Origin of the sequence: Nonomuraea sp. NPDC049624 (assembly GCF_040675255.1) — a bacterium.
Taxonomy (GTDB): domain Bacteria; phylum Actinomycetota; class Actinomycetes; order Streptosporangiales; family Streptosporangiaceae; genus Nonomuraea.
Genome location: NZ_JBFAOR010000001.1, coordinates 365,334 through 378,789, shown reverse-complemented (window position 1 = coordinate 378,789; position 13,456 = coordinate 365,334). Strand labels below are relative to the sequence as shown.

Here is a 13,456-nt window from a genome sequence, read left to right as displayed (position 1 = left end):
GTAACCCATTTTCGGGCCTTACCAGCTTAAATACAAATGTGTGTCACTATACGGGAATGTTTAGGCACCCTTAACTGTTCGGGCGTTGTGTAGGCGCAATCCCGCCACCCACGCCACACCGCCGCCCGCGGCGCTTGCGTAGGGTGGAGACACCTGATGGAGGTGGCACGATGGGCTGGCTGTTCGGCGGCAACAAGACATCGATGGTCCGTCCCGAGGACGCTCTGCCGGGCCGCTCGGAGGCGATGCCCGTGCCCGTGCGGCACGCGGTTCTCGACGCCCCGCTCGCCCCGCCGTACCCTTCGGGCCTGGAGGTGGCCGACTTCGGGCTGGGCTGCTTCTGGGGGGCCGAGCGCAAGTTCTGGCAGACGCCGGGGGTGGTGACGACCGCCGTGGGCTACCAGGGCGGCTACACGCCCAACCCGACGTACGAGGAGGTCTGCAGCGGCCTCACCGGGCACACCGAGGCCGTCCGGGTGGTGTTCGACCCGGCCCAGGTGTCGTACGAGGAGCTGCTGAAGGTCTTCTGGGAGAACCACGACCCGACCCAGGGCATGCGGCAGGGCAACGACACCGGCACCCAGTACCGGTCGGCGATCTACTACCACTCGCCGGAGCAGGAGAAGGCGGCCGAGACGTCCCGCGCCGCCTACCAGCAGGTCCTCACCCAGGCCGGCTACGGCACCATAACCACCGAAATAGCCCCAGCCAAGCCTTTCTACTACGCCGAGGACTATCACCAGCAGTACCTGTACAAAGTGCCCAACGGCTACTGCGGCATCGGCGGCACCGGCGTGTCCTGCCCGGTGGGCATCGCGCCTGCTGGCGAGTGAACAAGGCGGTCTTCGACGAGGTCTGTGTGCTCTGGGCGGAGCACTCGAGCCTGCCGTTCCCTGACGACCTGCGCGGTGTGGACATCTACGATCAGCCGGTTGCCTATCTCGAATTCTGCATGGCGGGCCCTCTGACCAGCTATGTCGGCAGCCGGAGGGGTGCGCTGGATGCTGATCAGCTGCGAGTCGTGAGGGAGTGCGCCCGTGATCTGCGGGCGCTCCTTCCGCGTCTTCGTCGCCGCGAAGGCCGAATGTTCGTCGCTCGGTTGGTCCGGATCGGCAATCTGATCATCGACGATGCTCGGAGAAGTTCTAACCACGCTGAGTAGTCGCGGCGACAATCCTCTCTACATGGTCAAGGGCTCGCTGCGCTCGCCACGGGGCCGCCGGCCCGCTCAGCGGTCTGGCGGGCTTGCGCGTGCGGCCTGGGGGCCGTTCGTGCCCGCCGCCGCACGCGGGCCGGCGGCCCCGCCGATGAGCTTCAAATTTCTGCCGCCCCGCTTCCAGGTGCTCGTGCCTGGAGGCCCTGGGCCACGGGTCGGGTTGCCGTCGATCTACCCGCCTGCAGATTCGCAGCCAGTTCATCCAACGTCGCCCCGCAACGGACGTGGGACGGGTCTGTTTGCACAGACGCACCAACCGGGAAATGCCGCTTGGAGGTCTTCGAGAATCACCGGAGCTGGCCGACCACATTCGGGTGGAGAAGGCACCCGCCAGAGAACCGGTTCCCGATTGGCTCGCGGACCGGTTGACTCTCACGGCCGGGATGGCGCGTGAGGACGTCGCCGCTCTTGACCTTCAAGAGGCGGTTGACAGATGGGCTGAGTACCGGTCCGAGGCCCATTAGGCCGTGCACCTGTTCAGCCTGGACTGATCACCATCACGGTTGCCTGTGAAGGTAGAGAGGGCAGGAGTTCGTAGAGGTAGCCCCTGGTGGCGGTTCTCTGCTCTACTCCGCGCGTACGGTGACTACTGCTCGTGGTGCGTGGAAGGCCAGGTGCAGCGTGAAGGTGTGCAGGGGGGCAGGTCGGCGCCATCCCAGTCAAGTTCGACCTGCCCAGGTGGAACAAGGTCTCATCGCAACGGACGTTGGAGAGGCCGCTGAGCTTGGACGTCTTCGGCCGTGTGCTTCCGCTAGCCGCTAGCGACCGTGCTTGCGTTTATTTCGTTTGTTGCGGATACTGCGAAGAGGGGGTGACGTCATGACTGACGTGCAGGCAAAGCGAGTTCAGCCGGGAAGCATCGATGCCGAGGTGGCCGCTCGCGCGGTCCGCAGGATCAAGGATTACCTCATGCGGTATCCCGAGCAGCCGACCGTGCAGGTCGTCGGTGAGCACGGGGGCGAGGACCCTTTGATCCTGCCTCGTGAAGCAGTGACTCTGCTTGCCTTCATCCTTGCCCAAGCAGCTGAGGGGCGCGGAGTCACGGTGATTCCGTCCCATGCTGAGCTGACGACACAGCAAGCGGCGGACATGCTGAACGTCTCACGCCCGTACGTCATCAAGCTTCTGGAGACGGGAGAGATTCCGTTCCGGTTGATTGGCAAGCACCGTCGAATCAAGTACGAGGACCTCCAGGAGTACAGGCGTCGCGATGACGCCAAGCGCCGGGCCGTGGCCGACGAACTCGCTGCGCTGGGGCAAGAGTTGGGCATCTGAGCCATGACATTCGTGGTGATCTACGACGCAAACGTGTTGTACGGCAACACCCTGCGTGACCTGCTCATCCGCCTCGCCATGACGGCACGGGTGCAAGCCAGGTGGACCAACAGCATCCTCGACGAGATGCAACGCAACCTCGCCGCCAACCGCCCCGACATTCCTGTGGAAAAGCTCGACAAGCTCCGCCGGCTGATGAACTCCGCTGTCCGCGACTGCCTCGTCGAGGGGCATGAGCCACTGATCGAAGGGCTGAAGCTTCCCGACGCTGACGATCGACATGTACTGGCCGCAGCGATCAAGGTGGGTGCGAAGGCCATCGTCACGTCGAATCTCAAGGACTTCCCTGCCGACTACTTGGATCCGTGGGATATCGAGGCGATGTCGCCCGACGACTTCGTTCTCGACCAAATCGACTTGGACGGAAGAGTCGTCTGGGCGTGTGTGCAGCAGATTGCGGACTCACGGACCAGCCCCCCTGAGACGGTCGAGGACGTGCTCGACGCTTTGGAGGCGGCCGGCCTCGTTGAGGCTGTCGCTGCCCTGCGAGCTGGATGACGCCTCTTCGGGCTGGTTCTGTAGCGCGAAGTGAACAGCAACCACAAGCACCAGCGGTACAGAGGCAGTCCCCAACGGCCACTGCGGCATCCGCGCCACGGGCGTGGCCTGTGACATCTGGCTAGGCGAAGACAGGGCGTGTCAGGACGCGGGCGGTATCAGCGGCTACTTGTGAGGGTGGTCGTCGCCCGGTTGATCGCTAGAACTTGCCTGACTGTACCTCTATGCGGTGTCCCAGTTGCTGGCTCAACTCCTTGTGGAAGCTGACGCTGAGAGGTGGCCAGCCCCAGAAGTCGAATGCGAGTGCCCCGAGGTCGAAACCGGAACCGAACTGCCACTCGGTGACCGGGACGGAGGCCCTGCATGAGGGGCAGGTGACACTCCCTTCGCCAGTCTCCTTCCAGGTGTCGATGCCGTCACTGAACGGCTGCCAAGCCGCCTGGTCCGCCTCCCACGCGTTCGGGTAGTCGATGATCACGGTGGTCGCGTCACATCGTGGGCAGGTCGCCGAGTCCGCCTCGCTCATTCCCTGGCCCCCGACGTGGGAATCCCGTCCGACGATGACCGCAACCGGGCCCGGTATCCACGACGGGTCCGAGGAGTCAGCCACTGCTCGTTTCCAGCTGGGGCCGGCTGTGTATCCGTCGTCCACTTGCAGGCTGTACATGCCGTCGCTGGACCTTTCGTGTGTGATCAGTCCCTCGGTGACCATCCAGTCGACCACCCGCTTTGCGAGCGACTCAGCCTCTTGGCCGGTCACCTCGACATCGACGATCCGTTCGAAGTAGTCACCCATGGTCCTTCAACTCCTCCTCGATTCGAGTCAGCTTTCAGCGAGTGCTGGAAGGGGTGCTCGTGTTTTCAGTACGGCCGGATCGGGGGTGCCGCAGGCCATATGAGCAGCGCTTTTCAGTCATTTCCACGGTCGTGATACCGCAGACGGTACAGGAAAGCAACGGGGAAAGAACTTTTGCCTTTTCGTCGTCCCAATCCATGAGCCATCCTGCCAGGAAGGTCGCGCCCGACATGGGCACGAAGCATAGAGTCCGGCGCCGACAATCTCGGTCGGCCGGTGCGCCTCACCTGGCCGACCGGGGCAAGCCGAAATGCGGGGGAGTCGAAAGACAAAGGCTCCGTCTTGGAAAGTGTCGCGTTCCTGGCGGATCATTTCGCATAGCATCGTGAACATGGATGAGGCCAACACCGTAAGGCTCCCGCACGGGCAGAACCTCAGGTGCGACACGTGCCAGAGTGAGATCTTCGAGGCCCGTCAGTGGAAGCTGCAGACGACCGGAATGAGTTTCATGGGCCTGGACTGGGCCAACCGGGACGCGACCTGCTTCGTCTGTACGACTTGTCGGCGGATTCACTGGTTCCACCTGTAAGGGGGAACTGGGTGCCGGTGCGCGAACATCTGGATGGTGTCCTGATCACGGTGCGCGTCGCTGTGTCCGGGCACAGGGGTTTGGCGGGAGAGACCGCTGCCCTGGTCGATCGGGCGATACGTGAGGCTCTTGCGGAGTATCTTCCCGGCCTCAGTGGGTTGTCCTGCCTGGCGGACGGGGCCGATCAGATCTTCGCTCGCGCGGTGCTCGATCTCGGCGGTGCGCTGGAGGTCGTGATCCCGGCCGAGCGGTATCGGGACGGGCTGCCGGGCGAGTGCCGTGCTGCGTACGACGAGCTGCTGGGCCGGGCACGGCGGGCTCACAGGCTGGAGTTCGTGGAGTCCACCGCGGAGTCGCACATGGCGGCCAGTGAGCGGATGCTGGATGACGCCGATGTGTTGGTCGCCGTCTGGGACGGGCAGCCGGCCCGAGGGCATGGCGGCACGGCTGACGTGGTGGCCGAGGCCCGGCGGCGGGGGATGTCCGTCCGGGTGATCTGGCCCGAAGGGGCTCGGCGAGGTTGAGGGCCTCTGGCCGGGACGGGCCTGAGACGTGCGGGGCGTGGCCCGGGCGGTGAGCGTCGGTGACGGGCGCGAGCCGGCTGTAGATCCTTGTGCCTGTTTGCTTATCCCGCTTTCCGGCTGTTCGGCGGTGTTTGTGGTCGAGGAGCTGGTGAGAAACCGCATCCCCGGGAGGAAAGACGCGTGGTGGTGGGAGAAAGAACCACACCTCGTGTCGGACCGGGGCTCGGCTTCTTTGCCTTCCATCTGTCACTGTGCTCCCGTCAGAGCACGCGCCGGACCACCGGTGCGGCATCTTCTTCCCTGCGTGGAACAGGCAGGAGCCGTGAACCTAGAGGCGGAGATCCTCGAGGTGATGCTACGCGTCAAGGCGCTCGAGACGAGCACCCGCACCGCGGAAGACCTCACCATGATCAGCATCGTTCTGATGATGACCGAACTCGCCACCTTCCAGGCTGAGCTGAGACAAGACTACGAGGCCCTGGTGGACGAGATCACCGGGCTGCGGCACCACATCAACGCCCATGACGCCGTTCCGCAGTGTGGCCTGCCGCGTTGCAGCCTCCTGCGCCGCCCCGGCACTCGGCAGCGGCCAGAGAGCAACTAGATGGTTGGTGCCAAGCCCTAGCCGTGGCGATGGTGCGGTTCAGGAGGGCGTTCATGCTCGATGAGAAAGCTGGGCGCCTTCGCGACCGCACCTCGGTATCGCAGCTCTCACTTCTGGGCATCGACCATCCCGCGTGGTGGAGTCGTAACTCCGTGGACGTCGGCTGCTCGCACAGCCGATCATGGAGTGTGGTGCGGGAGTCGGCGGGGCGGTTGTGGGCCGGGTTGGCTGGGGTGCCTGGCGTGTTTCCCGGGCGTGGCGAGGTTGCGGTGGTGGTCGCCGCCGGGTCGGGGTTGTGTCCGCCGGGTTGGACGGGGATTGTCGTGCTGGACGGCGGGGCGCTGGTCACGGTGCCTGATGCCGGGTTGGTCGAGCCGTTGCGCCGGGCCCTGCGCGGCGGTCTCGGTAGGGACGGCGTCGATCTTCCGCAGCTTTCCGAGCGCCTGTCCGACGGGCTGTCTGAGGGGCTGTTCGAGCGGCTGGAGGTGCGGGAGGTCTTGGGGCCGGCGACGCTCGCGTACGTCGATGCCGAGGAGTTCGTTCCCTGCCATGCCGGGGCAGAGGTCGAACGGCTGGCGGTGGGGGATCGGGACGTCGGCGGGCTGCTGGCGGCGGTGAGCGAGCAGGATGCCGACGAGAGCGGGCTGGCGGAGGTCGGTTCGGCGGTCTGGGTGGTTCGGGCGGAGGGCGGTGAGGTGGTCGCCGCTGCCGGATATCGGACGTGGTCGGATATGGCGGCGCATGTGTCCGTACTGACTGCCGAGGGGTTTCGGGGGAGGGGGCTGGCTCGGGCGGTGGCGTCGGCGGCGGTGGCCGACGCGCTCGGTGCGGGGTTGCTGCCGCAGTGGCGAGCGCGTCCGGAGGCGTCGCGGCGGGTGGCCCGGGCTCTCGGGTTCCGCGAGCTGGGCTTACAGGTAAGCCTTCGCGTAGAGCGGTGACCGAGCGCGTGGCCGGGAGGCGAGGACGTATGTGGATCGGTTGCTGCGGATGGCGGATCTGATCCTTGGCAGGGCCGTCGCGGACCGGCGCCATGGATCCCCGGCTGGATGAGCGGCTTGGCGGCCGGTCAGATCGCGTCGGTGAAGCGGGTGAGGAGGGTGCGGAGGGTGGTGCGTTCCTCGGGGGTGAAGGCGGCGGAGATGCGGCGTTCGATGATCACGGCTGCCTGGTCCGCCACCCGCAGCGCCTCGCGGCCGGCGTCCGTGAGGTGGGTTTCCAGCATGGTGCGGTGCCACTGATGGGGGGAACGCTCGATCAGGCCGTGTTCGAGCAGGTTCTTCAGTACGACGTTCATGGCCTGCGGCGTGACCAGGCACTCCCTGGCCAGGGCGGCGGCGGAGATGCCCGGGTTGGCGTGGAGGGCGAGCAGGGCGGCGTACTGGGGCACGGTCAGTCCGGCGGTCTTGACCGCGGCGTGCTTGGCCGCCATGAGTCGCTGCTCGGCGCGCTTGACGTCGAGGCCGAGCCGCTCCTCCGGGGGCATGTCCATGCCTGGAGCCTACAAGTCGGCAGGCACTCAAAGCTCTTATGAGCATAAAAGCTTTGATAGTGTTCCACGCATGTCTGTGATTCCGGAGAGCCATCTCGACCTGCTGACCCGTCCCCTGTACGTCCATCTGGCGACGTTGATGCCCGACGGCACCCCGCAGGTGACGCCCGTGTGGACCATCTGGGACGGCGAGTTCCTGCGCTTCACCACCACGTACGACCGGCAGAAGGGGCGCAACGCGAGCGCCCGCCCGCACGTGGCGATCTCGGTCAACGATCCCGAGCAGCCGTACCGCTACCTGGAGGTGCGGGGCACGGTCGAGCGGGTCGAACCCGACCCCCAGGGCGACTTCTTCGACGTGCTGGCCAGGCGGTACGGCCTCGACTACGCGCGGCCGGTCGGCGACGCCGAGCGCAGGGTGGTCATCGTGGTGCGGCCCACCCGCTGCACCAGCCAGTGACCGGACACCTCTAGGACGGCTGCCGGGGGCGGGGCCGGGCGCGCATGTGCATGCGTTCGCCCTGCCGTCCGAACAGGTTGAGCACCTCCACCGGATGATCGCCCGCCGGGCCGAACCAGTGGGGCAGATGGGTGTCGAACTCGGCGGCCTCGCCGGGCCCCATGACCAGGTCGTGGTCGCCCACGATCAGGCGGACGCGTCCCGAGAGCACGTACATCCACTCATATCCCTCGTGCGTGACGGGCTGCGGCTGGTTCTGGTCGGCGGGGATGACTGACTTCCACGCCTGCAGCGGGCCGGGCTGGGTGGTCAGGGGCAGCACGGTCCGGCCGTTGCGGACCACCGGCTTGAGCCGGACGCGCGGGTCGCCGACCTCCGGCGCGCCGACCAGCTCGTCCAGCGGCACCTGGTGCGCCTCCGCGATCGGCAGCAGCAGCTCCAGGCTGGGCCGGCGCTGCCCCGCCTCCAGCCGCGAGAGCGTGCTCTTGGAGATGCCGGTGGCCTCGGCCAGGGCCGACAGGGTCACGCCGCGCTGGGTGCGGAGATGCCTGAGCCGGGCGCCGACCTGGGCCAGCGTGGCGTCGATCCGGGATTGCTGCTCCATGGGGCCCATTCCACCTCCGATTTCCCAGAAATGGCAACAGAAGTTGTCGTTCCTGCGTGCCGGATCGCAGCATCGGGGCCGGAGGTGATCGCCATGACGACGGCGACGAACAGCAAGGACACCGAATACGACGTGGTGGTGGTCGGCGCGGGGGCGGCCGGACTGAGCGCGGCCCTGCTCCTCGGCCGCGCGCGGCGCAAGGTGGCGGTGGTCGACGCGGGCGCGCCGCGCAACGCCCCGGCCGCGCACATGCACGGCTTCCTGTCCCGCGACGGCCTGCCGCCCGCGACCCTGCTGGAGCTCGGCCGGGCCGAGATCGACCGGTACGGCGTGCGGCTCCTCTGGGGGCGCGTGGAGGAGGTCGAACCGGGCTTCGCGGTGCGGCTGGAGGGCGGTCCGGTGCTCGGCGCCCGCCGCCTGCTGGTCGCCACCGGCCTGTACGACGAGCTGCCCGCCATCCCCGGCGTGCGGGAGCGGTGGGGCAAGGACGTCCTGCACTGCCCCTACTGCCACGGCCACGAGGTCGGCGACCAGCCGCTGGGGGTGCTCGGCACGCATCCGGGGGCGGTCCACCAGGCCCTGCTGCTGCGCCAGTGGAGCGACGACGTCGTCCTCCTCACCCACACCCTCGACCTGACGCCGCAGGACCGCGACCGGCTGGAGGCCCGCGGCGTGCGCATCGTCGAGGGCCCGATCGACCACCTCGTCGTCGAGGACGGACGGCTGCGCGGCGTCGAGCTCACCGACGGGCGGGTGCTGCCGCGCGCCGCCGTGTTCCTGTTCCCGCGCATGGTGCCGCAGGACCAGGTGCTCACCCGTCTGGGCTGCGACAAGGACGACGCCGGCTGGGTCGTCACCGACCGGACGGGACGGACCAGCGTGCCCGGGGTCTGGGCGGCGGGCAACGTCGTCGACCCGCGCGCGCAGGTCGTCACGGCGGCGGGAACGGGGTCGGCCGCCGCGTCCGCCGTCAACGCCGACCTGGTGGACGAAGAGGTGCGGGACGCCGTCGAGCGGCGCCGCGCGACGTCCGTCCTGGCTCGTTAGCCCCCCCGCACGCAAGGAGACTTCGTCATGCCCGCGCATGTTCCCGGCTCGGTGCGCAGCGTCACCGAGCCGAACTTCACCGAACGCGTCCTGGAGGTGGAACGTCCGGTTCTGATCCAGTTCTGGGCGGCCTGGTGCCGTCCGTGCAAAATGGTCACCCCGATCGTGGAGAGCCTGGCAGCCGACCAGTACCTTGCCTCGGCCCTGCGCGCGGCGGGGGCGGACCGATGAGCGCCACGGCCACCGGACGGGCGGCGGTCGCCCGCGGCAGGTTACCGCTGGGGGTCTACCTGCTGTCCTTCAGCCTGTTCTCGATGGGCAGCGCGGAGTTCCTGCTCGCCGGGGTGCTGCCGGCGGTCGCCGCGGACCTGCGGATCACGCTGGCCTCGGCCGGCGGGCTGATCTCGGCGTTCGCGGCGGGGGTCGTGATCGGCGGGCCGCCGCTGGCCATCATGACCCTCCGCTGGCCGCGCCGGACGACGCTGGTGGTCGCCCAGGCGGCCTTCGCCGCCTGCGTGGCGATCGGCATCCTCACCGACAGCCATCCGGTGCTGCTGGTCACGCGCTTTCTCTCCGGTCTGGCGTACGCGGGGTTCTGGGCGGTGGCGGCGGTCACCGCGATCGGGCTGGTCCCGGCGGACCGCACCGCCCGCGCGTCCGGGGTGGTCGTCAGCGGGCTGAGCCTGGCGATGATCGCTGGCGGGCCGGCCGGGGCGATGATCAGCTACTTCACCGGGTGGCGCGGCGGGTTCTGGGCCGTGACCGCGCTCACCGTCGCCGGCGCCGTCCTGACGCTCGTGGCGCTGCCCGCCACCGGCGGGCACGGGCAGGCGAGCGTCCGCGGCGAGCTCCGCACGATGCGCCGGCCGCAGCTGTGGATCGTGTACGCCGTCACCCTGCTGAGCACCGCGGCCTACATGATCTCCTACAACTACCTGGCGGCGTTCCTGACGCAGGTCACGGGCGTGCCCGGGGTCTGGGTGCCGGTGATCCTGGCGCTGTTCGGCGTGGGGGCCTTCGCCGGGCTGTCGGTCGGGGGCCGCATCGCCGACCGGCTGCCCACCCACGCGCTCCTGGCGGGGGCGCTCGGGATCGCGGCCTGCTCCGTGCTGCTGGCCGTGCTCGGGCGGCACGTCGCGGCCGTCGTGCCGCTGGTGCTGCTGCTCGGCGTCGCCGGGTTCGTGCTGAACCCGGCCGTCTACGGGCGGGTGTTCGCCATCGCGTCGGGGGCGCCGGCGCTCGCCGGGGCCACCACGGTCTCGGCCTTCCAGCTGGGCATCAGCCTGGTGCCGGTGCCGGCCGCCGTCGTGCTGGACGCGGGGGCGGGGGTCGCCGCCGTCCCGTGGATCGGCGCGGGGCTGGCCGCGCTCACGGTCGTCCCCGTCCTGCTGGACCGGTTGGCCTCGCGCCGGACGGGCTAGCAGACGCCGGGCAGGCCGCAGACCTTGACGGCCATCTTCCTGGCGTTCTTGGTGAGCCGGCCGGGGTCGTAGTCGCCCTCGTCGGTCCGGTAGATGATCAGTGCGCTGCCCCGGCGCGCGACGACCCCCGTGACCGTCTGGTCCACGTTGCCGTCCTGCCGGGTCCGGTAGCCCATGCCCATGGCCTCGTCCCCCGCCTTCACCTTGGTCGTCCGCCACTGGATCTTGAGCGTGGGCGCCGACGGGTCGCCCTTGTGCGCGCACCGCGCGGCCTCGGCGCGCAGGCCCGTGAGCGCGGCGTGGGCGGCCCGGGGGCTCCTGTAGAGGACGAGCTGCTCGGCCGACTCGCTGGGCCCGGTGGTCCAGTGGCTGATCGTGCGGGCGGCCGTCCGGCCACGGTCGACGGCACGCCGATGCCCGCACGGGTTCAGCTCGAAGGGCGCGGTGAGCCTGTCGCTGATCTTGTATCCCTGCTCGGCGGCGTCGTCCGGGCTCAGCGGCACGCGCGCCTCGCGCTCGGTGAACAGGAAGTTCTTCGGAATCTCGGTCACGGCCGCCGGAGACAGGGCCAGCAGCAGGGAGAGCGTCACGCCGATCATGAACAGTTGGATGCCGCCGGGACCGGCTTGGTTCTTGGTGTGTGGCGCGGATCACAGGGGCGTCGTGTCACGGATGGGGCGGGGTCTTGCATCACGTGGTCAGACGCACCGTAGGAAAGGGCACGGCGATGACCACACAGCGCGAGAACGGCAAGGCTCCGCACCACGTCCTGGTGCTGGGGGCGGGGTACGCGGGGATGGCGGCGGCGATCCAGCTCGCGGCGCGGACCAAGGGCCGGACGGACGTCCGGGTGACCCTGGTCAATCCGCAGGAGCGGTTCACCGAGCGGTTGCGGATGCACGTCGTGGCGAGCGGGCAGCAGGTCGCCGAGATGCGCATCCCTGAGCTGCTGGAGGGCACCGGGGCCCGGTTCGTGCGCGGCTGGGTGACCGCCGTGGACGTGCGGGCCAGGAGCGTGCGGATCGACGACAACCAGGTCCTGCACTACGACACCCTCGTGTACGGGCTGGGCAGCGTGGCCGACACGGCGACGGTCCCGGGGGTGGAGGAGCACGCCTACACGCTGGACAGCGTGCAGGACGCCGAGGCGCTGGCCGTCCGGCTGGACCAGCTTGGCCGCCTGGGACGTGGCGCGGTGGCCGTCTGCGGCAGTGGGCTGACCGGCGTCGAGTCGGCCGCTGAGATCGCCGAGCGCCACCCCGAGCTGGACGTCGTGCTGCTCGGCAGGCAGGAGCCCGGCGCGGCCATGGCAGCCGGGCCGCGGGAGTACGTGCGCAAGGCGCTGGCCCGGCTGGGCGTCCGGGTGCGCAGCGGCGTCGAGGTCACGAAGGTGCTGCCCGGGTCGGTCGAGGTGGTGTGCGGGCCGGACGCGGAGAGCGTCGCCGCCGACGTCGTCCTGTGGACGAGCGGCACGCGGGTCTCGCCGCTGGCGGCGGCCGCCGGGCTCACCGTGGACGACCGCGGCCGGATCGTCACCGACGCCTTCCTGCGCTCGGTCTCGCACCCGGACGTGTACGCGCTCGGCGACGCCGCCGCGATCCGCCAGGGCTACGGCGTCATGCACGGCACCTGCCAGAGCGGCATGCCGACCGGCGTGCACGCCGCGGTGTCGATCCTGCGCGCCCTGGACGGCCGGCGGCTCAAGCCGTTCCGCTTCGGCTACTACCACACCCCGGTGAGCCTCGGCCGCAACGACGGGGTCGTGCAGTTCACCCACCCCGACGACAGCCCGCGCAGGGTGTATCTCACCGGTCGCACGGCCGCACGGTATAAGGAGACGGTGACCGCAGCACCCTGGCCGACGTACCTCCGCATGAAGAAGATGCCGGTCTCCGGCGCGCTCTGGCCGCGTGGCGGCCGGTTCACCCGGATCGGCGCCGCGCGATGAGCCGCGCGTACCCGGAGCAGGACCAGCAGGTCTTCGACGAGCATCGCAAGCTGCTGTTCTCGGTGGCCTACCGCGTGCTCGGCTCGGCGGCCGACGCCGAGGACGCGGTCCAGGACGCCTGGATCAGGTGGTCGGCCGACGACCGTTCGCAGGTGGCCGATCCGAAGGCGTACCTGGCGCGGATCGTGTCGAACGTGGCCCTGCAGCGGCTGCGGTCCACTCAGTACCAGCGCGAGACGTACGTGGGGCCGTGGTTGCCGGAGCCGATCCTGACCAGCGCCGACACCGCCGACGACGTCGCGGGCGCCGATTCTGTCTCGACGGCGATGCTGGTGGTCCTGGAGACCCTGAGCCCGCTCGAACGCGCGGTGTTCGTGCTCAAGGAGGTCTTCGGATTCAGCCACGCCGAGATCGCCGAGGCGGTGGAGCGTTCCGAGGCGGCGGTGCGCCAGGTCGCGCATCGGGCGCGGGAGCACGTACAGGCCCGGCGGCCGCGCTTCACGGCGGACCGGACGCGGCAGCGGGACGTCACGCGGCGCTTCCTGGCCGCCGCGACCGGCGGCGACATCAACACGCTCATGGAACTGCTGTCCCCTGACGTCACCCTGTGGACCGACGGGGGCGGCAAGGTGCGCCAGGCGCTGCGTCCGGTCGTGGGCGCGAACACGGTGGCCGCGTGGTTCGCCGCGATCGGCACGGTCGCCTACCAGGGCGTCGAGCCGGGCGACATGCGGGCCGAGCTGGCCGAGATCAACGGCGGCCCCGGCGTGGTGTTCAGCGGCCGGGGCCGGGTCGTCGCCACCGTGACGTTCGACTTCGACGCCGACGGGCACATCACCGCCATCCACAACGTCGCCAACCCCGACAAGCTGGGCGCGGTCGCGGCGGGCACCGCCCGCGACCTCACGCCTTGACAACCGTTGCT

At 69.2% G+C, this 13,456-nt stretch carries 17 protein-coding genes; 13 read left to right on the top strand and 4 right to left on the bottom strand.

From position 1 onward, the window contains the following. Positions 1–170 precede the first annotated feature (170 nt). From msrA to AB0J76_RS02085, 4 genes are all read left to right on the top strand, one after another. Complete coding sequence (gene msrA, locus AB0J76_RS02100) at positions 171–833, top strand: peptide-methionine (S)-S-oxide reductase MsrA (RefSeq protein ID WP_352322171.1); 663 nt, start codon at positions 171–173, stop codon at positions 831–833. Then, on the top strand, positions 830–1,162 hold the full coding sequence (locus AB0J76_RS02095; RefSeq protein ID WP_352322173.1) for a hypothetical protein: 333 nt from the start codon (positions 830–832) through the stop codon (positions 1,160–1,162). Before msrA ends, AB0J76_RS02095 begins: the two co-directional genes overlap by 4 nt. A gap of 873 nt (positions 1,163–2,035) precedes the next feature. Further along, positions 2,036–2,491, top strand: coding sequence for a helix-turn-helix domain-containing protein (locus AB0J76_RS02090; protein WP_352322175.1), 456 nt, complete (start codon positions 2,036–2,038; stop codon positions 2,489–2,491). A 3-nt stretch (positions 2,492–2,494) separates the two neighbouring features. Beyond that, positions 2,495–3,049 (top strand): PIN domain-containing protein, encoded by a 555-nt coding sequence (locus AB0J76_RS02085; protein ID WP_352322177.1) that lies wholly within the window; start codon positions 2,495–2,497, stop codon positions 3,047–3,049. A 199-nt stretch (positions 3,050–3,248) separates the two neighbouring features. Here the strand turns inward: AB0J76_RS02085 and AB0J76_RS02080 are convergent, their stop codons facing one another. Beyond that, the gene (locus AB0J76_RS02080; protein ID WP_352322178.1) at positions 3,249–3,845 is read right to left on the bottom strand and encodes a hypothetical protein; all 597 of its coding nucleotides are present in this window, start codon (positions 3,843–3,845) and stop codon (positions 3,249–3,251) included. 600 nt (positions 3,846–4,445) lie between these two features. Between AB0J76_RS02080 and AB0J76_RS02075 the strand changes: the two genes are divergently transcribed. The 3 genes from AB0J76_RS02075 (at position 4,446) to AB0J76_RS02065 (ending at position 6,500) form a co-directional block, all read left to right on the top strand. Continuing rightward, entirely contained in the window at positions 4,446–4,958 is a 513-nt protein-coding gene (locus tag AB0J76_RS02075; RefSeq protein WP_352322180.1) for a hypothetical protein, read from the top strand. 304 nt (positions 4,959–5,262) lie between these two features. Continuing rightward, positions 5,263–5,562: a hypothetical protein gene (locus AB0J76_RS02070; protein WP_352322182.1), complete on the top strand. Its 300-nt coding sequence runs from the start codon at positions 5,263–5,265 to the stop codon at positions 5,560–5,562. A 53-nt stretch (positions 5,563–5,615) separates the two neighbouring features. Continuing rightward, complete coding sequence (locus AB0J76_RS02065) at positions 5,616–6,500, top strand: GNAT family N-acetyltransferase (protein ID WP_352322184.1); 885 nt, start codon at positions 5,616–5,618, stop codon at positions 6,498–6,500. A 128-nt stretch (positions 6,501–6,628) separates the two neighbouring features. On the opposite strand, the gene AB0J76_RS02060 is transcribed toward AB0J76_RS02065, so the two are convergent. Further along, positions 6,629–7,051 carry a MarR family transcriptional regulator gene (locus tag AB0J76_RS02060; protein WP_352322186.1) on the bottom strand — a complete coding sequence of 141 codons (423 nt, stop codon included), beginning with the start codon at positions 7,049–7,051 and terminating at the stop codon, positions 6,629–6,631. A gap of 70 nt (positions 7,052–7,121) precedes the next feature. Here AB0J76_RS02060 and AB0J76_RS02055 point away from each other — a divergent pair, with 70 nt between their 5' ends. Beyond that, on the top strand, positions 7,122–7,511 hold the full coding sequence (locus tag AB0J76_RS02055) for a PPOX class F420-dependent oxidoreductase (RefSeq protein ID WP_352322187.1): 390 nt from the start codon (positions 7,122–7,124) through the stop codon (positions 7,509–7,511). 10 nt (positions 7,512–7,521) lie between these two features. Here AB0J76_RS02055 and AB0J76_RS02050 read toward each other — a convergent pair whose 3' ends face one another. After that, positions 7,522–8,115 (bottom strand): XRE family transcriptional regulator, encoded by a 594-nt coding sequence (locus AB0J76_RS02050; protein ID WP_352322189.1) that lies wholly within the window; start codon positions 8,113–8,115, stop codon positions 7,522–7,524. Positions 8,116–8,208: 93 nt separating this feature from the next. Between AB0J76_RS02050 and AB0J76_RS02045 the strand changes: the two genes are divergently transcribed. Genes AB0J76_RS02045 through AB0J76_RS02035 form a run of 3 tightly spaced genes read left to right on the top strand, consistent with a single transcriptional unit; the run spans position 8,209 to position 10,583 of the window. Then, positions 8,209–9,162 (top strand): NAD(P)/FAD-dependent oxidoreductase, encoded by a 954-nt coding sequence (locus AB0J76_RS02045; protein ID WP_352322190.1) that lies wholly within the window; start codon positions 8,209–8,211, stop codon positions 9,160–9,162. Positions 9,163–9,189: 27 nt separating this feature from the next. Then, on the top strand, positions 9,190–9,393 hold the full coding sequence (locus AB0J76_RS02040) for a thioredoxin domain-containing protein (RefSeq protein ID WP_352322192.1): 204 nt from the start codon (positions 9,190–9,192) through the stop codon (positions 9,391–9,393). Then, positions 9,390–10,583 (top strand): MFS transporter, encoded by a 1,194-nt coding sequence (locus AB0J76_RS02035; RefSeq protein WP_352322193.1) that lies wholly within the window; start codon positions 9,390–9,392, stop codon positions 10,581–10,583. The genes AB0J76_RS02040 and AB0J76_RS02035 overlap by 4 nt, the downstream gene beginning before the upstream one ends. On the opposite strand, the gene AB0J76_RS02030 is transcribed toward AB0J76_RS02035, so the two are convergent. Beyond that, positions 10,580–11,182, bottom strand: coding sequence for a hypothetical protein (locus AB0J76_RS02030; RefSeq protein ID WP_352322195.1), 603 nt, complete (start codon positions 11,180–11,182; stop codon positions 10,580–10,582). The two genes, AB0J76_RS02035 and AB0J76_RS02030, sit on opposite strands and share 4 nt — an antisense overlap. Positions 11,183–11,310: 128 nt before the next feature. Between AB0J76_RS02030 and AB0J76_RS02025 the strand changes: the two genes are divergently transcribed. Together AB0J76_RS02025 and AB0J76_RS02020 are read left to right on the top strand one after the other, a co-directional pair. Next, the gene (locus AB0J76_RS02025) at positions 11,311–12,531 is read left to right on the top strand and encodes an FAD-dependent oxidoreductase (RefSeq protein ID WP_352322197.1); all 1,221 of its coding nucleotides are present in this window, start codon (positions 11,311–11,313) and stop codon (positions 12,529–12,531) included. After that, complete coding sequence (locus AB0J76_RS02020; protein WP_352322199.1) at positions 12,528–13,445, top strand: RNA polymerase sigma-70 factor; 918 nt, start codon at positions 12,528–12,530, stop codon at positions 13,443–13,445. Before AB0J76_RS02025 ends, AB0J76_RS02020 begins: the two co-directional genes overlap by 4 nt. Positions 13,446–13,456 lie beyond the last annotated feature (11 nt).